Source organism: Acidithiobacillus acidisediminis (genome assembly GCF_023277115.1).
GTDB lineage: Bacteria > Pseudomonadota > Gammaproteobacteria > Acidithiobacillales > Acidithiobacillaceae > Igneacidithiobacillus > Igneacidithiobacillus acidisediminis.
The window spans coordinates 2,292,713-2,314,603 of record NZ_JALQCS010000001.1 but is presented as its reverse complement, the minus strand read 5'-3'; the positions used below and the strand labels follow the sequence as shown (position 1 = coordinate 2,314,603).

The window sequence follows — 21,891 nt, the reverse complement described above, 5'->3', positions numbered from 1 at the left end:
AGTATCGCGGAGGGTGATCCCGCACTCCTCAGAGTGGATCTCCGGGCAGTTGGGTGAGGACCTCATAGCCGGTATCCGTTACCAAGACCGTATGCTCCCATTGTGCCGATGGGCTGTGGTCTTTGGTCACGATGGTCCAGCCATCCGGAAGGGCCTTGATATGGCGTTTACCCGCATTGATCATCGGTTCGATGGTAAACGTCTGCCCAGCGACCAGGCTTTGGCCGGCGCCAGGCTCACCATAATGCAGAATCTGCGGCTCATCGTGGAACTTGCGCCCGATACCGTGACCGCAGAACTCCCGGACCACAGAACAGTGCTGCGCCTCGGCATAGCTCTGAATAGCATGGCCGATGTCGCCCAGGGTGGCGCCAGGGCGGACGACCTCAATGCCGCGGATCATGCTTTCGTGCGCTACTTCCACGACCCGCCGCGCCTTGAGGGGCACATCACCCACCAGAAACATCTTACTGCTGTCGCCATGAAAACCGTCTTTGATAACGGTTACGTCGATGTTGAGGATATCCCCCTCCTTTACGATCCGGTCCCCCGGAATTCCATGACAGATCACATGGTTGACGGAAATGCAGACCGATTTGGGGAAGGGGGGATATTCGGGGCTGGGTTGATAGTTGAGGGGCGCAGGAATGCCTTGCAGCTCGTCGACGATATACTCATGGCAGATGCGATCGAGCTCTCCGGTGCTGATTCCTGCACGAACATGACCGGCGATCATCTTCAGGACCATGGCGGTGAGCTGTCCTGCCACACGCATCTTCTCGATCTCTTCGGCGTTGTGGATGACGACGGGGGGACGGGTTTGGGCTCGGCGTAACATCAGGACTCCTTCCGCGGATAAATCAAAAGAGTAAGGGTTCCGCGTTGCTGATCTCTATACTATCAGGCCTGACCCGGCTGCGGTAGGCAAGGATTTCGATACCCAGGTCTCGCCCACGACGCAGGGCGGTGCCATATTCGGGGTCGATTGTGTCAGCGGGGGCGAAACCTCGGCCATCTTCACGGCCCAGCAAAAAGAGCATGACCGCGCGGTGTCCGTGCCGGAGCTCCTGTTCCAAGGCGTGCAGATGCCGCAGGGCGCGGGTGCTGCGGGCGTCGGGAAAACGGAGCACCCCGTCCTCATCCAGTAGGGTGCAGGACTTCACCTCCAAAAATACCTGACCACGATCTGGGTCGTTCAGATGGAAATCCACCCGCTCTCGCATGCCATACGACACCTCTTTGCGCAGGGTGGCGTAGCCTCGCAGTTCGGCGATTTGCTGCTCCTGCAGCGCTTCGGCCACCACCGCGTTGGGGCGCTGGGTATTGATCGTCACCCAACTGGCGCCACTCCAATACAGCTCCCAGGTCCAGGGCAGCTTCCGTTTGCCCTCGCCATGCCAGGACAGCAGAACGGCTTGGCCAGGTTCGGCACAACTGCGCATGCTGCCGGGATTCGGGCAGTGCACCTGCACGATTTCGCCAGACGCAAGCTCGCAATCGGCCAAAAAGCGTTGATATCGACGCAACAGGCGCGCCGGGGTTAGCGGAGGTAATTTCATGGCTCCGCAGTCTGCAGGTGACTGCGCAAGGTTTGCAAGAGGGCGAGGGTGGCCGGGCTGGCATCCGTGCGGTGCAGCACCGAGAGGCGATGGGGAATGGGAGGCGAGAGGGGGAGCAGACGCAGGTCGGCAGCAAGATTGGCGTGGTAGCGGGAGGCAAAGCCAAAACCAAGGCCGCTGCGCACCCCCTCCCGAATTGCAGCGAGGCCGCTGAACTCGTAACGAATGGCCAGGGAGATGCCCGCTGCCTTGCTGGCTTGCAGAACGGCCTCGCGAATACCCGAGCCGGGTTCGCGCCAGATGAGGTCCGCAGCTTCAAGATCTTCAAGGGTAATGGCTGTTTCCGTGTGTGCCCAAGGATGGTTTGCGGGCACGATCAGGTCGATCTCGGTTTCGACCAGGGTCTCTTGTACCCAGACGCCCTGCTCCGTCGCCGGGAGATCATCCTCCACAAAGACCAGATCATATTCCTCCTTGCTCTGCCGCGCCTGGCGACTATTCAATGAGCAGACCTGCAGGTGAATGGCTGGGTAGGTATGATGGAATTGTGCCAGAACACGGGGTAGTAATACCTCGGCATTGCTCTGGCTCGCAGCAAGATGCGCTGTGCCTGTCAGTAGCCCCTGACTGTCGGTACACAAGTTGCTGGCTTCCGCAACAGCCACCTCAATCCTTTCCGCAATGCGCCACAAGGCGATGCCCATGGGGGTAGGACTGATGCCGCGATGGGTGCGGCGATAGAGTGGTTCACCCACTCGCTCTTGCAACAGCTTGAGACGATGGGAAACTGCCGGCTGGGTGAGAAAGAGGCGCTCCGCGGCTTGATGCAGGTTGCCAGCGCGAGCGGCCTGTGCCCAGATCAGCAGCAGGCTGGGGTCAAGGCGTCGATCCATGAGCAAACCTTCATGAAATTAGGATAAGTAATCATTAACGTAAAATATATGAATTAGATTTGATATATTATCGGCTATAGAATGTTCCCGTCCAATCGTTGACTGGAGCTGCCAATGGGCTTTCTCTCTGCTGCGCCGGGCAATGATCCGCGCCAAATCGTTCGTCAATTTACACCCAACTGGTTCACGGCCAACATGGGCACGGGTATTCTGGCTCTGATGTTGGCGCTCTTTCCCTACGAGCACTGGGGCCAGCAGGACTTGGCTCAGGTATTGTGGAGCATCAACAGCTTCTTTTTTGCGTTGTTCAGCCTACTCTTTTTGAGCCGGGCAGTCTTTTACTTTCGCGATTTTCGCCGACTGTTTGACCATCCGTTGCAATCGCTGTTCATCGGTGCCATCCCGATGGGATTCGCCACCATCATCAATGGATTTTTCATCATCTGGCCCCTCAGTACTGCGAGTCTTGCGGTCGCGACGGCGTTTTGGTGGGTGGATGTTTTTTTGGCCCTGATTTCGGTTTTGCTGGTGCCGTATTTCATGTTTACCAGCCATCAGCATAGCATGGAGCGAATGACTGCTGCGTGGCTCCTACCCATCGTTCCACCGGAGGTTGCTGCGGCGAGTGGGGGCCTGCTGGCACCGCACTTGGCGGTGGGAGCAGCGGAAAACGTTATTTACATGAGCTATATTCTTTGGTCCATTTCCGTCTTGTTAGCGATGGGCATCCTGGCCATTCTGTTGCTTCGCCTTACCTTGCACAAATTGCCGCATCAGGATATGGCGGTTTCGAGCTGGCTGACTCTTGGTCCCTTGGGCACCGGCGCCATGGCCATGATCACCTTGGGTAATGCAGATTTTGCCAGTTTTCATGGCGCGCTTGCGCAAATGGCACAGTTTGCGCAAATGGCCGGTTTGATGGTAGCCCTGATTCTCTGGGGTTTTGGCTTGTGGTGGATGTGTATGGCGATATTCTTCACCTTACGCTATCTGCGCGAAGGATTGCCCTTCAATATGGGCTGGTGGGGCTTTACCTTCCCCCTTGGCGTTTTTAATGCAGCAACCTATCTGCTAGCGGATAAAACGGGGTTCTGGATTTTTGCGCCTCTAGGCGCGATCTTCACCATCCTGCTCGCGTTTTTCTGGATCGTGGTTACGCGCAAGAGCTTTCTCGGCATGTGGACCGGTCAGCTATTCCGTGCCCCTTGTCTATCGGAAGAGACGGGTCTGCCCACATCGTGTTCCATCTCTTCTGGGCAGCAGCGTCAGGTAAGGGCGCGGTAAGCCTCAGCGATCAATGATTCGCCGTACTTGCGCTCGAGTTTGCGGATGACGAAATGACCCGTCGCCATGTCCTGAAAATGGGTAATGAAGATGGTATTGATCGTCGCGCCGCCGATTGCACCGGCGGCTGGAATCATCTGTGCCATCGCTTTGTCTGTCACTGCTACACCAAAACGCTCTGCGACTTTGCGCAGCAATAGCGCCAGTGCCGCGCTCGACACAGCGCCACCGCTTCCAGTAACGGTTTTGCTGGCTTCCGCAATGAAGCCACTCAAAGCAAAGCGTGTCGCGTAATAGCCTGCTTCCGCGCGATCATCCTCGCGACTATGCGGGCTGCCCATGGCAAAGACCTCCAGGCATGCAGCCCGCGTGTTGGCGCTGCTGATCGATTCCCCTTGGCTGCGGGCGATGTCGATGATGGAGCGCAACATGATGGTAGTGGAGATGGGTAACTCGATGGCCAGGGCAGACAGGCCAAAGAGCCCACCAACACCACCCGAAGTCGCTACGGCGGCCTTGTGCCAACGTGTTGATGCTTTACGAAAGGGCGCGTCGTCAAGAGAGAACAGAGCCGCATCCGCAGCCTTCTGCAGGGCTTGCTCGGTCAGGCGACCGAGCTTCTCATGCCATTGACTGGGAAGACGTTTCAACCCCAGCTCAATCGGCGTGCCCAGCATATCCATCAGGCGCGCCGCCAGTCCCGGATTATCCAGAATCCGCCGCGCCGCCCGGAGCTCGGCTTCATCCTCTGTGGTCAGGATTCGTTGAATCTGTGCCATCTGGATCACTCCCCCAGGCTGGTGAAAAGGGATGGGTTCTTGGACTCCCAATTACTCTAGCGCAGGTGGAGCGCAGTGTTAATCTGCACGCGAGATTGGAGGAACATCTGGCGCGAAGAGGCCTACGTTTCCGTGTCCGGAGACGACGAATCAGGCCAGATCGAAACGATCCAAATTCATGACCTTTACCCATGCCGCCACAAAATCCTGCACAAACTTCTCCTGGGCATCTGTACTCCCATACACCTCTGCTAAAGCGCGCAGCTGGGAATTGGAGCCAAAGATGAGATCCGCCCGAGTCGCGGTCCATTTGACCTGACCCGTCTTACGATCCCGCAGTTCGAACAGGTTCGGATCATTCGTCATCGGTTTCCATTCGTTGCCCATGTCGAGCAGATTGACGAAGAAGTCGTTACTAAGGGTGCCCGGACGGGTAGTAAATACCCCATGTTGCGACGCTCCATAGTTGGCATTCATGGCGCGCAGGCCACCAAGCAATACCGTCATCTCCGGTGCGGTAAGGGTCAGCAGTTCCGCCTTATCCACCAACAGCGCCTCGGTAGGTACTTCTGGGTGCCGATGGCTACGGTAGTTGCGGAAGCCGTCGGCCACCGGTTGCAGCACCGCAAAGGAGGCGACGTCCGTCTGCTCCTGCGAGGCATCCATACGACCTGGAGTAAAGGGTACGGTCACTGCGTGACCAGCCCTCCTCGCCGCTTCCTCCACGCCCGCACAGCCCGCGAGCACGATCAGATCGGCAAGGGAGATCTTTTTGCCAGAGTCCGCTGAGCCATGGAAGTCCGCTTGCAGCGCGACCAGCGTGGCCAAGACCTTGCTCAACTGTGCCGGTTGGTTGACCTCCCAGTCCTTTTGCGGGGCCAGACGAATACGGGCGCCATTGGCACCGCCCCGCTTGTCCGAGCCGCGGAATGTTGCGGCGGACGACCAGGCCGTGTACACCAGTTCAGATACTGACAGCCCACTCGCCAAGATCTGTGCCTTGAGATTGGCGACATCTCTCGTGTCGACGAGGGGATGATTCACTGCCGGGATCGGATCTTGCCAGATGAGGTCTTCCTTAGGTACCTCCGGACCGTGGTAGCGCGTCTTTGGTCCCATGTCGCGATGGGTGAGTTTAAACCAAGCGCGCGCGAAGGCATCGGCAAATTCCTCGGGATTCTGCTGGAAGTGTCGGGCGATCTTCGCATACTCGGGATCATAGCGGATGCCCATGTCGGCATCGGTCATCATGATCGGCACTTTCCGCGTCGGATCCGCGGCGGCGGGTGCCATATTCCGATCCGTATTCACCTTGGGTGTCCATTGGTGCGCACCTGCCGGGGATACGGTCTGTTCCCATTCACTGCCGAACAAAACGTCGAAATAGCTCATGTCCCATTGCGTGGGGGTAGGCGTCCAGGAACCCTCGAGGCCGCTGCCAATGGCATCGCCGCCCTTGCCACTCTTGTAGGTACTGATCCACCCCAGGCCCTGTGCCTCGATCGGTGCTGCCTCGGGGGCTGGGCCGACATGGGACACCGGTCCATTGCCGTGGCACTTACCGAAGGTATGGCCACCAGCCGTCAGGGCCACGGTCTCATAGTCGTTCATGGCCATGCGGGCGAAGGTTTCCCGCACCAATTGTGCAGAAACGATCGGGTCAGGCTTGCCACCGGGACCTTCCGGATTCACATAGATGAGCCCCATCTGCACCGCCGCCAGGGGGTTGTCGAACTTGGCAGGATCCGTGCCATGGCGTTGGTCATCCAGCCAGGTGGTTTCTGGCCCCCAGTTCACCGACTCGTCCGGTTCCCATTGGTCGGCACGTCCGCCACCAAATCCGAAGGTCTTGAACCCCATGTTTTCCATTGCGACGTTGCCCGTCAGCACCATGAGGTCAGCCCAAGAGATCTTGCGTCCATACTTCTGTTTGATCGGCCACAACAAACGCCGTGCCCGATCCAGCAGCACGTTATCCGGCCAACTGTTCAGGGGTGAGAAGCGTTGTTGGCCGCCGCCGGCACCGCCACGGCCATCGCCAACGCGATAGGTACCAGCGCCATGCCAGGCCATGCGGATGAACAGCGGTCCGTAATTTCCGTAGTCTGCGGGCCACCAGTCCTGCGAGTCAGTCATCAGCGCCATGAGATCCTTCTTTAGCGCGGCATAATCCAAGGACGCAAATTCCTTCACGTAGTCGAAGTCTTCGCCCATGGGGTTGGACCTGGACGAAAACTGGGACAGAATTTTGAGATTCAGTTGATTCGGCCACCAGTCATGGTTACTCGGGGCATCACCACTGGCGCTGGTGACGTGAAAGGGGCATTGACTCTCGGACATGGCATACACTCCTCTACAGATGTCTTGATGGTTATCCCGCTACAGGGCATTTTTAGTGTAGGTCGTCCGTGTTATGTTGTATTGTGAAACATTTAGAATGAGGTGTTAGATAATATCTAACGATTACGTATGACACTGCAGGAACTGAAATACCTGGTCGCACTGGCGGATCACGGGCATTTTGGCCGGGCTGCTGCGGCCTGTTTCATCACCCCGTCTACGCTGTCCACCCAGATCAAGAAACTGGAGGACTTTCTCGGGGTGACACTGTTTGATCGCAGCCTGAAACACGTGGCGCTTACCCCCATCGGGCGCGAAATCCTCCCTATCGCACGCCATGTTGTTGCCCAGGCTGAGGATATCCGTAAGCGCTGCAAGCAGGCACACGGCCCGGTGATTCAAACGCTGCGATTGGGGGTCATCCCGACTCTTGCTCCCTACTATCTGCCCCATGCCCTGAACGTGGTCCATGGGCAGTGTCCCAACCTGCGTCTTCTCTTGCGCGAAGAATTGACCTCCCAGATTCTTGAAAATCTCACCACGGGCAAGCTTGATGCCGGTCTGCTGGCGACCCCGGTAACGGATGAACAGTTGCAAGTAGTGTCACTTTTCCAGGAATCATTCTATGTGGCACTGCCAGCTGGGCACCGGCTCGGGGCACGCAATACCCTGACTGTCCTTGACATCCTCAACGAGAACATACTGTTGCTCGACGAAGGCCACTGCCTGCGCGATCAACTGCTGGAGATCTGCGGCAGGTACTCGAGCGAGCGGGAAGAGGTGCGTGCGACCAGTTTGGAGACGTTGCGCCAAATGGTGTGCACTGGCATCGGCCTAACGTTGCTGCCAGCACTGGCCGTTCCAGATCAGTCTGGTGCTCGCTGCAATAGTCTGGAAATCCGGCCATTCACCAAGCCCGGGCCGGGAAGGACCATTTCCCTGGTCTGGCGCAGACGTGCCCCGACATCTGAAATCTTCGACCAACTTGCCGCGATTCTCCAAGCGAATTTACCGCAGGGAGTGGAAGTGATCTGAGCTGCTGCCTCAATCTGCCGTGGAGTGTGGATAACGATAAGTTCGATAGGGGGAGAGATCCTCACTGTCGCTGCCGTATCTTGCCTTGCACGCTGACAGAACGAATTGGGCTCCAAGCGTCTACGAGGTGTCTACGGGCAGGGAAATGATTTAAAAGAGATTGGAGTAGTTATTTGTTATTATTGGTGCCGGCAACAAGAATCGAACTCGTGACCTTCTGATTACAAATCGGTGATTTGCTAATATAATATCTTATTTATCAACAGGTTAGCCCGTCTGCCAACGGCGAAATCCTGTCACTCAAGACCACAAAACAGGCACTTACGCGCTGTGCATGGTACAAATATGGCACAGTCTGGCACAGGCCGGATCCGCATATCACTCCATCCCCAAAACCCTTTGACGAGACAATCCGCGCTATCGGTGAAGCGGGTTTCGCGCCATGACCGGTTGCTATACCAGCTTTGGTAGAGAAGCACCTTTCATCGACAACATGGAGTTTTTATGACCAAGACTACTGCCATCACCGCGGGCATGTTTGCCCTTGCCATTTCCGCCGTTGCCAACGCCTCTGCGTTCCCTATGCCGTTCCACGGTATTGCCGCGGGCCTTGCAAGGGATCCGCGGTAGATGGCCGCACTACCCGTCATGTCGGGTACAGCATCAGCATTCGTGTACGCAAGCGGATCGAGTCGATCTTTGGGTGGATGAAGACCGTGGGCGGGATGCGCAAAACGCGATTTCGTGGATTGGAACGGGTGGGGCTGCACTTCACCCTGGTGTCCACCGCCTACAATCTGGTGCGTATGGCACGACTGGGGGTGGCGTGATGGGGGTGCTGCGTCCAGAGTTCGGGAAACCGGGCAGATTGACCAGAAAAACCGCACAAAAGCCGTCCAGAACTGTCCTCAAGATGCGTTTTTCGAGAACAATAGACGCCAAGTGGATTTTATCGCTCGGTTTTTCAGCAGTCTGTTAGGGGCTGCCGTTTTTCTCTGTGGGATGTTTATGTTCTTGAGCATTCCTTTTGATCTGATTGATGATACTGGGGATTGCCATGATTAAGAGAGGTTTTTGATGCCAATGTACATTGAACCACAAGCCGGTCCTGCGCCGATCATCCAGGTGATCCAGCAGGCGCGGCGGGAAGTGAGTCTGGAAGTCTACTACCTGTCCGACAAACCGATCCTTCGGGCCTTGCAGTCTGCTCACGCGCGGGGCGTGGACGTGCGCGTCATCATAGAGGGTAAACCTTATGGCATGAAACCCTGGCAGGTACGGCGCGAGGAGCGGGCCATCCAGGCCACGGGAGCCACTCTCAAATTGGCCCCGTACCGTTTCACCAGCCATGGTGACCATTACGCCTTCATGCACGCAAAGTACGTCTGCAACGGGCATGAATGCGAGGTTGGCACCGCCAACTTCGATTGGTCCGCATTCCACAAGAACCGGGAGTATCTCTATGTCACGAGCAACCGCGCCGTGGTGCAGGCGGCGAACGCTGTTTTCAATGCCGACTGGAACAACCGCAGGGCGCCAGCCTATGCGCATCGAGTTCTCGTCGTTTCTCCCGGGAGTTCAGCCGGACAGTTATTGCAGGTCATCAATCAGCCAGGACCGATCAGTGTTGAGTCGGAAGAGCTTGGCCCCTACCGCCCGATCCTTGATGCCCTGGCGGCGAAGGGCAAGGATCTTCGGCTGATACTGCCGGCCAGCATCAATAGCGCGGATCAACGCGATGTGGACTTTCTCAAGGCGCATGGGTGTCAGGTTCGCCTGCTGCCCAAGAGCCCCATCTACATGCACGCCAAGATGATCGTGGGACGTTCCTTGGCTTTCATTGGTTCCGAGAACTTCACCCAGACCAGTCTGGAGCAGAACCGGGAGATGGGCCTGCTGCTGAACGGGAGCGACATCGGGAATCTGCAAGCGCAGTTCAATCAGGACTGGAAGATGGCTGGTGGTGGCGTTGGTGGCTTGGTAGCCAAGGCCAAGGGCTGGTTTTCGCGGTTCTAAAGACTTCGTTTGTAGGGAGAATATTGATTTCGCGGTACAATGAGAGACGGCTACTGGTGTCACAGGCTTGGTTATGGAACTGAAAAAATCAAGGCAGGATATTCCACCGGATCTTTTGCAATCGCTCCAAAGATTTATCGATGGAGCGATGGGTGTGGTATCTTTTGAAAAGGCCATTCTTTTTGGCAGTCGTGCTCGTGGTGACGCACGGAGCGATAGCGACGTTGATGTTGCTTTGGTTTCCAACATTCCGCAGAGCCAAGTGTATGCGTTGAGTATGCGTCTCGCAGATCTTTCTGCAGAAGTCTTGTTAGAAACTGGTTACGTAATTACAACGGTTTTGGTTCCAGTAGAGTATTGGGATCATCCAGACAAATATACAAATCAAGAACTTTTGGATAACATTAAAAGAGAGGGTATCCAATTATGAAAAGTTTATCTAATGAGCTTATGTCCAAAGCTGATGTAGCATTCAAGTCTGCTATAACTCTGTATAATGCCGAAGACTATAATGGTTCGGTAAATCGTGCGTACTATGCAATGCTAGACGCTGCAAAAGCTGCTTTGATTCATCAGAGAGTGCAGGGAGCGGAAAATATTAGGTCTCATAGTGGTTTGATCTCTGAGTTTTCCAGGCACTTTGTAAAGACTGGGAAAGTTGGCGTTGAAATGAGTAAAATCCTGACCAGGGCTGAAAGTGCAAGATTGGTTGCCGACTACAGCTATGACTCTTTGGACAAAGTAGGCGCGCATGAGCACATTGCAAGTGCAGGCCGGTTTATCTCTGAGATCAAGAGGAAGATCATCAAAAATATTGAAATTGAATGATGATCGTCTAGTATCACAAGGGGTCTCCACCTCATCTCTGACGAGACAATCCGCGCAGTAGTTGAGCGGGCCGCCATGGCTAGTTGCTATACCGTAACTGGTAGGCAGCCTGCACTACGTCTGCAGGACAACGAAGCGGAGATGAAATGTTTGCCCTTACTCAAGAACAGCGCAAGGCGGTTGCCATGGCCAAGAAAATGCAGAGCTTCAAGGTCTCTGCCCTGGCCGGGACCGGCAAAACCACCACTCTCGCCGCGATTGCGCAGGAACTCGGGCAAAAGCGGGGGCTTTACCTGTCTTTCAACAAGGCAATCGCCACAGAGGCACAAAGGAAGTTCGAGGGTTCTGCATGCCAGGCACGGACGTTTCACTCGCTGGCTTTTGCGGGGTTTGGACGCAAATACGGCGCCCGACTGAACAAGCGCCTGAATGCTTCCTACCTTCGCTCCAGATTCGGGGTCACCGGAGATTACAGCTACGCCATAGGGGAAGTGGCATTAGGCACTCTCTCCAGGTTTCTGCGCACCTCGGATGCACAGATTACGAAGGAACACGTGGCATGGAATGATGCCTGCAAGGCCATTTTCGCTGAGCGTCGGGAATTGGAGGCAATCTTTGCCTCTTGTGGTGAGAACCAGAGCCTCAAAACCGAGATCAACCAGAAGCTGGCAGAGAACGAGCAAAACTGCAAAACCTGCTACAAGATTCGCGATCAGGCTATAGAACTTGCCAAGCGGGCATTGGGGGAAATGCTCAATCCTAAAAGTGATTTCCCCGTGACGCATGACCTCTATCTTCGGGAATTCGTGCTTTCGTCCCCAAAACTTAACGCTGCTGGCTTTCGCTACGACTACATCCTGTTTGATGAGGCGCAAGATGCTGACGGACTGATGTTGCTATTGACGACGGCACAGAAGATCCCGGTTTTTTATGTGGGTGATGCATTCCAGCAGATCTACGAGTGGCGCGGGGCGAAGAACGCCATGCAGTCTCTCGATCTACCGGAGACGCCTTTGACCATGAGCTTCCGCTTTGGGCAGGCGGTGGCCGACGACGCAAACCAGGTGTTGCAGAGCTTGGGGGCAAAATACTTTCTGGAGGGACGCCCGGACAGAACATCAAAAGTGTTCACTGGCAAATCTACTGAGGCTTCGCGTGCCACCATTGTGCGCACCAATGCCGAGGCCATCGACCGAGCCATGAGTGGATTGTCTGACAAGCAGCGGGTTGGTGTTAGTGGGAAAGCCGGAATCCGCGCTTTCCTCCGAGATTATCAGAAACTGGTGGATGGTGAGCCATCAGGGCAATTCGCGCTTTTCAAGTCAGAGGATGAGTTACGAGAACACGCGGGGTCAAGTGAAGGAAACGATATCAAGATGTTGTTGAAGCTGGTCGACGACTATGGCGTTGACGGGCTGCAGTCCGTCATGGATTCCTCTGTGGATCTGGATGGCGACAAGGATGCATGGAAGTCCTGTGATCGTATTGTCATTACGGCTCACAAAAGCAAGGGGATGGAGTTCGATTCCGTCTGTCTTTCTGATGGCCTTTTCAACAAGAAAAGGCTTGAGAGTGATGAGGAAAAGCGATTGCTATATGTCGCCAAGACTCGTGCAATCCATACGCTTAGGCAGCCGACGGATTATGCAGGGTTGAGGGTTTGAATGCTGTGGAGAATTGTGATGGAGCGTAAACGCAGGATCATGAGCGCAGCCAATATGGAATCCTGGACCCGCGCATCGAAAGACCGTATGCAGCGGGCTATCGACTTTGCCGACAAGCTGCGCACGGACCCAGAGCATCAGAATCGGGTACAGTCTGGCCTATGCCAAATCTGCTACTACGGCAGTTGCATTGGTGGGCAAGCTATCACCACAGAGCCGTGCATGTGCTGTGGAAAGGAGCAGGTCTACAGCAGCACGGCCACTGATATCTTGTGCCGAGACTGCGCCAAGGAAACAGGCCTCTGCAAGCGGTGCGGTGGTGACCGAGAAGGGAAAATACGGCGGAAGTGGCCATCTGTGAAAGATTTGTGAGATGGCTACGATGGTCCTGCTCCGCCTGCTCTGCACCATGACTGGCCTTTCTCTGGCCTTGGGCGAAGGTATGCAGGGCCTTATGGATAATGATGCTGCCATGTTTGCCGAGAGCTTTTGGCTCACTATAGCCGCGCTGTGGATTGCGGTAGAGGATCATCGCACTCTGTTGGAGCTTCTTTCATGAGATACACCTTTCCCGGCCCACACGCGCCGTTCCCGTGGATTGAGATTTACACCTTTACCCTTGGATGTATGGGTGTCATTACCGGGTACCAGAGAGATTTTCTGCATCCTTGGAGCGCGGTCATTTTGGGCCTTGGTGTTGCCCTGCTCTGCATTACCGCAATCCTTTGGTTGGTGCGGGTGGTTTGGAGCGATCAGCCGGTAAGCGATGCGGCCATGCACATCTTGCGCAGTGAAGCATCCAGGTTCGATGCGGTACGGTGCTCTTGGGTTGCAATCTGCGGCCAGGAGCGGCACCCAACCTGGGGTGAATTGGACCGGATCATATTTTTTATCGATCATCCATTGCGGGAAGATCATCATGATTAGCGACTGCACTCGTTGCCCGTCCCTTTGTGCTTCTCGCACCCAAGTGGTCATGCCGGACCTGCCAGATTTTGGTCGTTCCTGTCGCCTGCTGGTCATTGGCGAGGCGCCAGGGGCCGATGAGGACGCTCAGGGCAAGGGCTTTGTAGGCAGGGCAGGGCGGACCCTACATCGCCTGCTGGAAGAATACGGCTTGCGACGCGGCTATGACTATGGGTGCGCCAATATCGTGCGCTGTCGGCCAGAGGGGAATCGGAAGCCGACGAATCAGGAAATCGCGAATTGCCTGCCCTATCTGGCAGGGACGATTGCCAATGCAAGGCCAGAAGTGGTGCTGACCGTCGGGGCTACAGCCATTGCTGCCCTGACGGGAATTGCGAAACTGGAGAGCAACATTGGGACACTGGATGCCAATGGCCACGACCCCCAAAAAGCCGCATGCCTGTACCGGGAAGATTTGCGGGCGGCTTGGCCTCGTGGGGCACGGCTCTACGCCATGCCCCACACAAGCCCACTGGCGTGGAACCGCAATGCTCCAGATGGCCGCAAATGGAGCGCAATCGGAGAGGAAGTGGTACGGAAAGCCGCGAGTTTCCTGCGGGCAAAACCAACGATCCCCGGCTGACGAGACAATCCGCGCCAAGGGTGAATCTGACTCAGAATTGATGGCGGGGAAACGATGGAAAATCTGCAATTTTACCCAACACCAGAAAATCTTGCCCGTACTGCATGGTCCTTGTTCCAAGACCGGGATTTCCTTCTGGTTCTTGAGCCGTCGGCGGGCAACGGCGACCTGCTGGATGCGAAGCCCTACGACTTGCGGAATGATCGTATCCATGCTGCAGAAATCGATTTGAGACGACATGCCGCTTTGCGAGAGAAGGGGACCGTGGTTGGTGTGGATTTTCTGGAAATGGGCGGGCTCAGTATGTATTCGCACATTATTATGAATCCCCCATTCCGGAATGGAGCGGAGCACGTTCTGTATGCATGGGACGGGCTGCTGTCTGGCGAGATCGTCGCCATTCTCAATGCTGAGACGATCCGCAACCCGTTCAGCGAGAAACGCGAACGGCTGGTGAAGCTGGTCGAGAAGAACGGGTCTGTGCGATACGAGAAATCGGCCTTTCTGGACCCAGATACACAGCGCAAAACCGATGTGGAAGTGGCCCTTGTTTGGCTCAAGAAAACGCCAGAGGCTGGCTGCTTCAGCACCGATTTTCTGGATGGACTCAAAAAAGATGCGGGGCCGGAGGCCGTGGACTTTGAGATTGGCGGGAAAATCGCCCTGCGCGGAGAAACTATCAAAAACCTGGTGATCGCCTTCCAGGAGGCTTGGCAGGCTGAATTGGCTACAGTGGGCCCACGGATGCGGGCGGATTACTTCCGCGGGATGCTGGGACTCAAGCTTGCCGATCTGGTGAGCAACGCGGAGAAAAAGGAAAGCCCCAATATTCGCGTGCAGACTGGATTTTCTGGCAAGACATCAATGCAGAAGCACCTTGCAGAAACGTACGAAGGCCTGAAAGAGCGGGCTTGGACGGCGGTTCTTATGGCAACAGAGACAGAGAAGTATCTGACGCGCAAGGCGGTCGATCGAATCCGTGCGGAGTTTTCCCATATCTCGAAGCTGGAGTTCAGTTTGCCTAACATCTATGGATTCCTGCAGGGATTGGCCGAGTCGCAAGGCGATATCCACCTGGACATCTGCCTGGACCTGTTCGACCGGATCACGCGACAGGGAACGGAGAACGTCGCCTTTTATCGCCCCTGGAAGTCCAACGCCAAGCACCGGGTAGGCATGCGGATTCGCAACAAGCGTTTCATCCTTGGTGGATTCTCTCTGGAGGGGTGGAGGCGTGGCCTTGGTTGGAGCGAAATGCAGAGTCTGAAAGATCTGGATCGTGCCTTTGCTATTCTCGACGGAAAAACGGAACCGGAAATTTCTCTGGAATCGGTATTCGAAGAGGGGACGAGCAGCTTTCAAAACCTGCGCGACGGAGAGAGAGTTTCCTGTTCGTACATGGATGTACGGTTTTACCCAGGAATCGGTACGATCCATTTCTTCCCAACGCGCCCTGACCTCATTGACCGGCTGAATCTGTTGGTTGGCCGTGCCCGGTCCTGGATTCCGGGGGGCGAGAACGAAGGCTTCTGGGCACAGTATGCGGATGCGGAGAAGATCTCCGACAAGGCCATGAAGCGGGTATCTCTTGCTCGATGGGAGGGCAAGGAAAGCAAAGAAGAAAAAATTTCCGAAGCACTGGAAAGCACGCAAAAAGAGCTTGGCTACCACATGGATTGGAATGCCTCTATTGATCATGCTGAAGGTGCGCAATCCAGTCTTTTATTGGAGCATGTTGCGTAGCTGGTGGAATATTCCGTCTTGACGAGACAATCTGCGCTTAGGATAGGCGAAGCATCACGATTGTTTGGAGGAACGCTGATGAAAAGCAAGACGCTATACGAGATTCGGGAGTTTGCTGGTGGTAGTCTGTATTCAAAGTCTTTGGGGATGAAACTTCGCCCGAAGACCCGTGCAGCAAAAATCTGCAAGCGCCTGGCGCAGCAAGGGCGTGATTTGTTTTTGGTGAAGTTTGTCATTCGATACTAGGAGGCACCTTTGTTACAGGGGGATGAGGGAGACATCGCTTCCCATTTTGAGGAAGCGGAACGGGAAGCGGCAATCGCACGGTTGCGTATTGCTGTGGATGTGGAAGAACCAGATGAAGATGAGCATGGCCGGTACTGCCTGGATTGTGGAGACACGATCCCTCCCGCGCGCGTAGAAGCTGTCCATGCGGTTCGTTGTGTGGAGTGCGCTGGGCGTCGGGAAAAGGCAGGGCGCAATGTTCCTGGCTCGGATATCCGCCGATACCTGACGGAATAGCCTTTTTTCTTGTCGCCATGGGTCGGCGCTATACCGTCTTGGTGTTTCATTTTTAGGAGAATGCAGTCATGGCAGGTGTAAATCGTGTAATCATTTTGGGCCACTTGGGGCGGGACCCCGAGATGCGGTATATGCCCGACGGTAAGGCAGTTGCCAATCTGGCAATTGCAACGTCGGAAACCTACAAGGATAAAGATGGAAACAAGGTAGAAAATACCGAGTGGCATCGAGTCGCGCTCTTCGGGCGCATCGCCGAGGTTGCTGGCGAGTACCTGAAAAAGGGAAGTATGGCCTACATCGAAGGGAAGCTGCAGACGCGCAAGTGGACCGATAAGGAAGGCCAGGATCGCTACACGACCGAGATCATCGGCGATCGTTTGCAGCTGGTTGGCGGACGCAGTGGTGGAACTGGCGGTGAGCATGATGGTGCGGGCGCATCGGCTGGTTCTGCTCCATCTGCCGCGCCTGCCCGTTCCGGTGGCGGTGGTGGTCATGCCGCTCCCATGGATTTCGACGACGAGATCCCGTTCGTGGTGCCTTTTGATGTACCATCTCGCCCTCGCGTGAAGTTCTAGTCCACCACCACCAAGCACGCGCCACCATATCTTTTTGATGTGGTGGCTTTTTTCTGGTTGACGAGAAAATCCGTGCTGTGGGTGAGGAGGATCTGTGGGGTATGCCTGTGGTAAACTTGGCCTATAGCAAATCCGCCATGGAACGGCTGAGACAATTGGTTACGGAGGTGAACAATGGAAAAGCTGCGAGGAAAACTCCCGCGCCTCAAGGTGCGGATGGGGGTTCTGCCGACCAAGGTGGAGCGGGACCGAAAGGTGTATAGCCGCAAGGAGAAGCACAAGACGGATTATCGGGCCGATGCGGATACCAGAGGGCGCAATCCACTGTCTTTCGTGGAAGGCAGCGGATTGTGTTCGCAGGCAATAAAGTTTGATCATGGGTAATAAAGTTTGGACATGGGCAATAAAGTTTGCTCACAGCTGTTGCCATTTCCGATGGTGAGGAGTAGCGTGAACTTTCGGTAGTCTCGATCCGGGGAGGGCACTGTGGCCCGACGCCGTTACACTATCGACGAACAGCGGATTGCCCTGTTTGAGCAAGAGGGACGGGGCAGAGGTGTCGGCGCGGACTACAAACCCTGGTTGGCGATTCAGGACGTGCCGTCAACGGGGCGGAGTACCCGCCTCCGAGGGATTCATACCGGGCGCATACACCATTTGCTCTCTGACATTGAACGAAGCCTCTTCTACTGCTTGGATTGGGAAGATTCGGTCGCTGATATTCGGGAACAGTTCCCCTTGGACCGATCCGCGACCTCCCAGATTGCCGAAGCCTGCAATATTCCGCACCCCCGCTTCCCGGGTATGGTGACACCGATGGTTATGACCACGGACTTTGTGGTCGATGCCTGCGCCGGCGGCAAATTGGTGCAAACGGCCTATGCCGTAAAATCCGCCAAGGATCTCGACCAGCCCAGAACACTGGAAAAGTTGGAAATAGAAAGGCACTACTGGGAAAGAAAGGAAATTGAGTGGAGCATCGTCACCCCGGCCGTTCTTCCGACCCAACTGATCCGTAATATTGAGTGGGTTCACAATTTCTACCGCCTGGAGGGCCTTGTCGAACCGCACCCGGGCTTCTACCAAGACGCTGGACGCCGAATGCGGGCACAAGTCAGCGCCTCCCCCTGGTTGTCGCTGCGACAATTTTGTGGGGACATGGAAGTCCGCTTGGGTCTGGGCAGCGAAGAGGGTTTGATGCTGTTCCGACACCTTCTGGCGACCAAGTCGGTTCTTTGCGATATGGAGTCAGTGGTGCTGAGCGACCCGCTGATCACCATGGCGTCCTTCCGCACGCTGCCTGGCGGACGCCAGGAGAACCGGGCATGAGCTTTCTTGCCCTCAACCAACTGTTGGAATTCTCCGAGGACGGGCACACCGAGCGGGTATTGTGGATCGACGCGGGCGACCCGGGCTATGTTTGCATAGACATTCATGCTGAGCACTCCAACCCGCTGTACCGACGTCACGCCGATGTGATTCGCCTGCTGGATGAGGGTGCTGTCCAACTAGGCAAAGAAGATCCCTTGCTCATCAACAAGAATGAAGGCCGGCTCTCTGCTGCACAACGGGCTAAGCGCGACCAAAACTTTGCTCGGATCGCTCCGGTTCTGCAGCGACAGCCGGAGATCTTTGATCTCCGCAAGCGCGGCAAAATCCTTGCTGAATTTTCTTCCACTCATGGGGAAAGTCATCACAGCCTGTTGCGGTTGTTGCGTCGTTACTGGCAGCGCGGCATGACACCGAACGCTCTGCTGCCCGATTACGCCAATTCCGGCGCACGTGGCCGGGAACGCGCTGCCACTGGCAAGCGTCGTGGACGACCACCGAAGAACGACGGGAACTCCGTCAATGTCACGCCGGAAACGCGCGCGATTTTCAAGGCGGCCGTCATCCGATTTTATGCCATGCATCCGGTTTTTGAGCTTACGGAGTGTTACCACGCGATGCTGCGTGCCTCTTTTTCGGATTCGGTGGTAGACCCCGGCACCGGCCAGCAGGAATGGGTTTTGCGCTCGGGCGCGCCAAGCTGGTGGCAGTTTCGTTACTGGTATCAGAAAGATAACGACATTTTTGCGCTCAAACGTCGTCGGGCATCTTCACGCGTCTATGACAAGGACATGCGCGCTCTGACCAGCACGGCAACGGGGGAGGCTGTTGGCCCGGGCTCGCGTTACCTCATCGACGCGACGATTGCGGATATTTATCTCGTCTCCCGCTATTTTCCCGACAAAATCGTCGGTCGACCCGTGGTGTATGTGGTCATAGACGTATTCAGTCGAATGATCGCCGGGTTACACGTGGGATTCGAGGGGCCGAGCTGGGTCGGCGCCATGCAGGCGTTAGGCAACGCCGTGCTCGATAAAACGGACTACTGCGCCCAATTTGGTGTTGCTATCGACACTGCGGACTGGCCGTGCCAAGGCATGCCGGAGGCAATTCTGGGCGACCGCGGAGAAATGGTTGGCGAGATGATCGAAACGCTGATTCAGACTTTCGCCGTCCGAATAGAGAATTCAGCTCCATACCGTGCCGACTGGAAGGGGGTTGTAGAACAACAGTTTCGCCTGCTGCCTGCGAGATTCAAGGCCTATACGCCTGGGTATATTCAGACAGACTATCGGGAGCGTGGGGGTAACGACTACCGCTTGGACGCGAAACTAAATATTGATCAGTTTACCAAGATCCTGATTTATTGTGTAAAGTACTATAATACCCAGCATCGGGTCAAGGAGTACCCGCTTGCTCCAGAGATAATTCATGATGCAATTCCAGCTGTTCCGATCGAGCTATGGAATTGGGGGATTTCGCACCGTAGCGGTCGGCTTCGTCGCTACCCGGATGAGATCGTGCGCCTTAGCCTGTTACCACATGCGGACGCGATGGTAACCGCCAGAGGTATCCGTTTATTCGGGCTGTATTACTCCTGTTCGTTTGCCATGCAAGAGCATTGGTTTGAACGTGCGCGCCAAATTCGAAATTGGCGGGTCCGTGTTTCTTATGATCCGCGTTGTATGGATGCTATATGGTTGCAGGGGAAGTCTGGGCAACCGCAGTTCATCGCTTGTACCCTTATGGAGCAAAGCCGCGAGCATGCATGCAAGACTCTATGGGAGATCGACCAATTACGGCAGGCATCGAAGGAGGTTGCTCATAGCCACCAGCGTAGCGAAACAACTGGACGTATCAATCTGGTCGATCAAATTCAACGGGTCGTTGCCGATGCCAAAGCACGGCTTCCCCTGGTTTCTGATCGGTCTGATCGCCAAAGAACCAAGGACATCCGTGGTAACCGTCGCGCGGAACTGGCTGCCTTACGTCATAAGGACGCAACGCGCACGACAAGTATGAAGACGGACGTCCCTGCCGAGGTTGTTTCTTTCCCTGGCGCTCCACCCACAAAGGACTACAGCCTGCCGGATATCACGGAGATGCTGCAGAAATTTCGCGAAGCCGAGCAGGAAGAGGAGTAAATCATCATGGCTTCATCCCCGACCGCCCCCCCTCTTCTGCCGGAGTTTCGGGACAACCCCTTCATCAATCGCTTACCGCCGCAGCTCTCACAGCGAAATGCTTGGCAGTTTCTGTCTGACCCGCCGGAGTTTAACCTTGAGGAGCGGACCTACCCAATCCAACTCCGAATGAATTGCCTGTATCGGCTCCGCCGCTTCTTCGAGCCCCTGGAACACCACCTGCGGCTGGAATCAGCTTTTTCCACCCTGTTGCGCCAAGGTTATGTCAGCCGCAATCCCTTGCAGTCAGATTACATCTGGCGCTTGCAAGATGGCCATGAGCGCATCCTCGCCCGCGATCTCAGTGCGGGACGTCATTATGTTGGAGGAACTGCGGAAGGGTTTGCGCTCATTGGAGCCTCAGGGGCGGGTAAAAGCACTGCGATCAATCGGATTTTGAGCTACTACCCGCAGGTTGTTACGCATGACGAACCCTTTAGCCTTCAGCAGGTGGTTTGGCTCAAGCTCGACTGTCCTCACCAGGGCTCACCGAAGCAGCTCTGCATGCATTTTTTCCAGGAGCTTGATTTGGCCCTGGGCACACGAACGTTTGCCCAGTTTGGCAAAACGCGCAATCCAGTGGACTTGATGATGGCCCAGATGGCGCAACTCGCAAATCGCCATGCACTTGGCGTGCTCATCATTGACGAGATACAACATCTGACCTTGGCCAAGGGAGTGGGGCGGGATGCTTTACTGAACTTCTTGGTGACCCTCATCAATACCATCGGTATTCCGGTAATTATGATTGGGACGATGGGGGCCCTGTCCCTCTTCCAGGATGACTTTCGGCAAGCCCGTCGCGCCAATGGCCTCGGGTGCGCGGTCTGGGAGCGCCTGCGGCCAGAGTCAGCATGGGACCACTTCGTCGACGTCTTGTGGAAATACCAATGGACGCGGCAAGAAACGCCGCTTACAGACGAGATCCGCTATGTTTTATACGAGGAAAGTCAGGGGGTCATTGACGTACTGATCAAGCTGTTTATGTTGGCGCAACTTCAGGTGATGGAGCAGAGCGCTTTCCGCAACACACCCGAGGTGATGGATGCGCGACTGTTCCGCGAGACATCTGCGAGGCACCTCAAGATCATCGAACCAATGATGAGAGCGCTCAAGACCAATAATCAGCGGGAGATTAGCAAGTATGACGATTTGCGACCCTTGGATAGCCACGTTTCACAGGTTTTCCAGAATGTTATGCCGCAAATGGAGACCATTTCGCTATCCATGCCGGGCTTGGATTCTGGAAAGGGCGGGGAATCGGGCGATGTCGACCCGCTGATCGGTGTTTTGGTGCAGGCCGGGTTGGCAACAGACCTTGCCACACCGATGGCCGCCAAGGTTCGAGCCCTGCACCCTGATGCTTCGATGCTGGAACTTATCGGCTTCGTCTCTGTTTTGTTACAAGATCCGGGGAATGCGGTGCCAAGGAAGGGTAAACGCCCATCAGGAAAGCAAGTACCACGCAAACCTTTAGCAGTATCCAGGATCTCGGACATGGTGCGAAAGGGCCAGGAGGTTGGGCGAAATGCCGAAGAATCGCTGATAGCTGCCGGGCTGATCCGCCGCCCACAATTCGGTCCATGCTGATC

Annotated in this window: 23 protein-coding genes and 1 pseudogene; 19 read left to right on the top strand and 5 right to left on the bottom strand. The window is 55.6% G+C overall.

What is annotated here, in order from left to right:
* Window positions 1–28 precede the first annotated feature (28 nt).
* From map to M5D89_RS11635, 3 genes are read right to left on the bottom strand one after another with little or no spacing between them, the layout of a single operon-like run.
* Window positions 29–838, bottom strand: a complete 810-nt coding sequence (gene map / locus M5D89_RS11645) for a type I methionyl aminopeptidase (protein ID WP_248885965.1) — start codon at window positions 836–838, stop codon at window positions 29–31.
* Between the two features lie 22 nt (window positions 839–860).
* Window positions 861–1,559 (bottom strand): DNA/RNA nuclease SfsA, encoded by a 699-nt coding sequence (gene sfsA, locus M5D89_RS11640; RefSeq protein WP_248885964.1) that lies wholly within the window; start codon window positions 1,557–1,559, stop codon window positions 861–863.
* The gene (locus M5D89_RS11635; protein WP_248885963.1) at window positions 1,556–2,452 is read right to left on the bottom strand and encodes a LysR family transcriptional regulator; all 897 of its coding nucleotides are present in this window, start codon (window positions 2,450–2,452) and stop codon (window positions 1,556–1,558) included. Before M5D89_RS11635 ends, sfsA begins: the two co-directional genes overlap by 4 nt.
* Window positions 2,453–2,566: 114 nt before the next feature.
* On the opposite strand from M5D89_RS11635, the gene M5D89_RS11630 reads away from it, so the two are divergent.
* On the top strand, window positions 2,567–3,736 hold the full coding sequence (locus M5D89_RS11630) for a TDT family transporter (protein ID WP_248885962.1): 1,170 nt from the start codon (window positions 2,567–2,569) through the stop codon (window positions 3,734–3,736).
* On the opposite strand, the gene M5D89_RS11625 is transcribed toward M5D89_RS11630, so the two are convergent.
* Window positions 3,718–4,515: an EcsC family protein gene (locus M5D89_RS11625; RefSeq protein ID WP_248885961.1), complete on the bottom strand. Its 798-nt coding sequence runs from the start codon at window positions 4,513–4,515 to the stop codon at window positions 3,718–3,720. The genes M5D89_RS11630 and M5D89_RS11625 overlap by 19 nt on opposite strands.
* A gap of 150 nt (window positions 4,516–4,665) precedes the next feature.
* Window positions 4,666–6,855, bottom strand: coding sequence for a catalase/peroxidase HPI (gene katG / locus M5D89_RS11620; RefSeq protein WP_248885960.1), 2,190 nt, complete (start codon window positions 6,853–6,855; stop codon window positions 4,666–4,668).
* 129 nt (window positions 6,856–6,984) lie between these two features.
* Here katG and M5D89_RS11615 point away from each other — a divergent pair, with 129 nt between their 5' ends.
* The 18 genes and pseudogenes from M5D89_RS11615 to M5D89_RS11535 all read left to right on the top strand — a co-directional run bounded on the left by M5D89_RS11615 (window position 6,985) and on the right by M5D89_RS11535 (window position 21,889).
* Window positions 6,985–7,890, top strand: a complete 906-nt coding sequence (locus M5D89_RS11615) for a hydrogen peroxide-inducible genes activator (RefSeq protein WP_248885959.1) — start codon at window positions 6,985–6,987, stop codon at window positions 7,888–7,890.
* A 504-nt stretch (window positions 7,891–8,394) separates the two neighbouring features.
* A complete protein-coding gene (locus M5D89_RS14280; protein WP_283103195.1) occupies window positions 8,395–8,520 on the top strand; it encodes a hypothetical protein in 126 nt (41 codons plus the stop codon).
* Window positions 8,508–8,720: pseudogene (locus tag M5D89_RS11610) on the top strand (transposase); the annotation flags it as partial. The gene M5D89_RS14280 and the pseudogene M5D89_RS11610, both read left to right, overlap by 13 nt.
* 247 nt (window positions 8,721–8,967) lie before the next feature.
* Window positions 8,968–9,906 (top strand): phospholipase D-like domain-containing protein, encoded by a 939-nt coding sequence (locus M5D89_RS11605; protein WP_248885958.1) that lies wholly within the window; start codon window positions 8,968–8,970, stop codon window positions 9,904–9,906.
* A gap of 73 nt (window positions 9,907–9,979) precedes the next feature.
* Window positions 9,980–10,336, top strand: a complete 357-nt coding sequence (locus tag M5D89_RS11600; protein WP_248885957.1) for a nucleotidyltransferase domain-containing protein — start codon at window positions 9,980–9,982, stop codon at window positions 10,334–10,336.
* Entirely contained in the window at window positions 10,333–10,734 is a 402-nt protein-coding gene (locus tag M5D89_RS11595; RefSeq protein ID WP_248885956.1) for a HEPN domain-containing protein, read from the top strand. The genes M5D89_RS11600 and M5D89_RS11595 overlap by 4 nt, the downstream gene beginning before the upstream one ends.
* Window positions 10,735–10,880: 146 nt before the next feature.
* Window positions 10,881–12,398, top strand: a complete 1,518-nt coding sequence (locus M5D89_RS11590) for a UvrD-helicase domain-containing protein (RefSeq protein WP_248885955.1) — start codon at window positions 10,881–10,883, stop codon at window positions 12,396–12,398.
* A 373-nt stretch (window positions 12,399–12,771) separates the two neighbouring features.
* The gene (locus M5D89_RS11585) at window positions 12,772–12,957 is read left to right on the top strand and encodes a hypothetical protein (protein WP_248885954.1); all 186 of its coding nucleotides are present in this window, start codon (window positions 12,772–12,774) and stop codon (window positions 12,955–12,957) included.
* Window positions 12,954–13,325 (top strand): hypothetical protein, encoded by a 372-nt coding sequence (locus M5D89_RS11580; RefSeq protein ID WP_248885953.1) that lies wholly within the window; start codon window positions 12,954–12,956, stop codon window positions 13,323–13,325. Before M5D89_RS11585 ends, M5D89_RS11580 begins: the two co-directional genes overlap by 4 nt.
* Window positions 13,318–13,947: a uracil-DNA glycosylase gene (locus M5D89_RS11575; protein WP_248885952.1), complete on the top strand. Its 630-nt coding sequence runs from the start codon at window positions 13,318–13,320 to the stop codon at window positions 13,945–13,947. The genes M5D89_RS11580 and M5D89_RS11575 overlap by 8 nt, the downstream gene beginning before the upstream one ends.
* 54 nt (window positions 13,948–14,001) lie before the next feature.
* A complete protein-coding gene (locus M5D89_RS11570; RefSeq protein WP_248885951.1) occupies window positions 14,002–15,690 on the top strand; it encodes a DUF4942 domain-containing protein in 1,689 nt (562 codons plus the stop codon).
* Window positions 15,691–15,768: 78 nt separating this feature from the next.
* Complete coding sequence (locus M5D89_RS11565; RefSeq protein ID WP_248885950.1) at window positions 15,769–15,936, top strand: hypothetical protein; 168 nt, start codon at window positions 15,769–15,771, stop codon at window positions 15,934–15,936.
* A gap of 9 nt (window positions 15,937–15,945) precedes the next feature.
* On the top strand, window positions 15,946–16,212 hold the full coding sequence (locus tag M5D89_RS11560) for a TraR/DksA C4-type zinc finger protein (protein WP_248885949.1): 267 nt from the start codon (window positions 15,946–15,948) through the stop codon (window positions 16,210–16,212).
* Between the two features lie 68 nt (window positions 16,213–16,280).
* The gene (locus M5D89_RS11555; protein WP_248885948.1) at window positions 16,281–16,787 is read left to right on the top strand and encodes a single-stranded DNA-binding protein; all 507 of its coding nucleotides are present in this window, start codon (window positions 16,281–16,283) and stop codon (window positions 16,785–16,787) included.
* Window positions 16,788–16,961: 174 nt separating this feature from the next.
* Entirely contained in the window at window positions 16,962–17,171 is a 210-nt protein-coding gene (locus M5D89_RS11550; protein WP_248885947.1) for a hypothetical protein, read from the top strand.
* A 102-nt stretch (window positions 17,172–17,273) separates the two neighbouring features.
* Entirely contained in the window at window positions 17,274–18,116 is an 843-nt protein-coding gene (locus M5D89_RS11545; protein WP_248885946.1) for a TnsA endonuclease N-terminal domain-containing protein, read from the top strand.
* Window positions 18,113–20,260: a Mu transposase C-terminal domain-containing protein gene (locus M5D89_RS11540; protein WP_248885945.1), complete on the top strand. Its 2,148-nt coding sequence runs from the start codon at window positions 18,113–18,115 to the stop codon at window positions 20,258–20,260. The genes M5D89_RS11545 and M5D89_RS11540 overlap by 4 nt, the downstream gene beginning before the upstream one ends.
* A gap of 303 nt (window positions 20,261–20,563) precedes the next feature.
* Window positions 20,564–21,889 (top strand): ATP-binding protein, encoded by a 1,326-nt coding sequence (locus M5D89_RS11535; RefSeq protein ID WP_248885944.1) that lies wholly within the window; start codon window positions 20,564–20,566, stop codon window positions 21,887–21,889.
* Window positions 21,890–21,891: the final 2 nt, after the last annotated feature.

What these genes read in the sequence shown, in the direction of transcription:
- map (WP_248885965.1), bottom strand. Translation starts at nt 838, where the DNA reads ATGTTACGCCGAGCCCAAACCCGTCCCCCCGTCGTCATCCACAACGCC.
- sfsA (WP_248885964.1), bottom strand. Translation starts at nt 1,559, where the DNA reads ATGAAATTACCTCCGCTAACCCCGGCGCGCCTGTTGCGTCGATATCAA.
- M5D89_RS11635 (WP_248885963.1), bottom strand. Translation starts at nt 2,452, where the DNA reads ATGGATCGACGCCTTGACCCCAGCCTGCTGCTGATCTGGGCACAGGCC.
- M5D89_RS11630 (WP_248885962.1), top strand. Translation starts at nt 2,567, where the DNA reads ATGGGCTTTCTCTCTGCTGCGCCGGGCAATGATCCGCGCCAAATCGTT.
- M5D89_RS11625 (WP_248885961.1), bottom strand. Translation starts at nt 4,515, where the DNA reads ATGGCACAGATTCAACGAATCCTGACCACAGAGGATGAAGCCGAGCTC.
- katG (WP_248885960.1), bottom strand. Translation starts at nt 6,855, where the DNA reads ATGTCCGAGAGTCAATGCCCCTTTCACGTCACCAGCGCCAGTGGTGAT.
- M5D89_RS11615 (WP_248885959.1), top strand. Translation starts at nt 6,985, where the DNA reads ATGACACTGCAGGAACTGAAATACCTGGTCGCACTGGCGGATCACGGG.
- M5D89_RS14280 (WP_283103195.1), top strand. Translation starts at nt 8,395, where the DNA reads ATGACCAAGACTACTGCCATCACCGCGGGCATGTTTGCCCTTGCCATT.
- M5D89_RS11605 (WP_248885958.1), top strand. Translation starts at nt 8,968, where the DNA reads ATGCCAATGTACATTGAACCACAAGCCGGTCCTGCGCCGATCATCCAG.
- M5D89_RS11600 (WP_248885957.1), top strand. Translation starts at nt 9,980, where the DNA reads ATGGAACTGAAAAAATCAAGGCAGGATATTCCACCGGATCTTTTGCAA.
- M5D89_RS11595 (WP_248885956.1), top strand. Translation starts at nt 10,333, where the DNA reads ATGAAAAGTTTATCTAATGAGCTTATGTCCAAAGCTGATGTAGCATTC.
- M5D89_RS11590 (WP_248885955.1), top strand. Translation starts at nt 10,881, where the DNA reads ATGTTTGCCCTTACTCAAGAACAGCGCAAGGCGGTTGCCATGGCCAAG.
- M5D89_RS11585 (WP_248885954.1), top strand. Translation starts at nt 12,772, where the DNA reads ATGGCTACGATGGTCCTGCTCCGCCTGCTCTGCACCATGACTGGCCTT.
- M5D89_RS11580 (WP_248885953.1), top strand. Translation starts at nt 12,954, where the DNA reads ATGAGATACACCTTTCCCGGCCCACACGCGCCGTTCCCGTGGATTGAG.
- M5D89_RS11575 (WP_248885952.1), top strand. Translation starts at nt 13,318, where the DNA reads ATGATTAGCGACTGCACTCGTTGCCCGTCCCTTTGTGCTTCTCGCACC.
- M5D89_RS11570 (WP_248885951.1), top strand. Translation starts at nt 14,002, where the DNA reads ATGGAAAATCTGCAATTTTACCCAACACCAGAAAATCTTGCCCGTACT.
- M5D89_RS11565 (WP_248885950.1), top strand. Translation starts at nt 15,769, where the DNA reads ATGAAAAGCAAGACGCTATACGAGATTCGGGAGTTTGCTGGTGGTAGT.
- M5D89_RS11555 (WP_248885948.1), top strand. Translation starts at nt 16,281, where the DNA reads ATGGCAGGTGTAAATCGTGTAATCATTTTGGGCCACTTGGGGCGGGAC.
- M5D89_RS11550 (WP_248885947.1), top strand. Translation starts at nt 16,962, where the DNA reads ATGGAAAAGCTGCGAGGAAAACTCCCGCGCCTCAAGGTGCGGATGGGG.
- M5D89_RS11540 (WP_248885945.1), top strand. Translation starts at nt 18,113, where the DNA reads ATGAGCTTTCTTGCCCTCAACCAACTGTTGGAATTCTCCGAGGACGGG.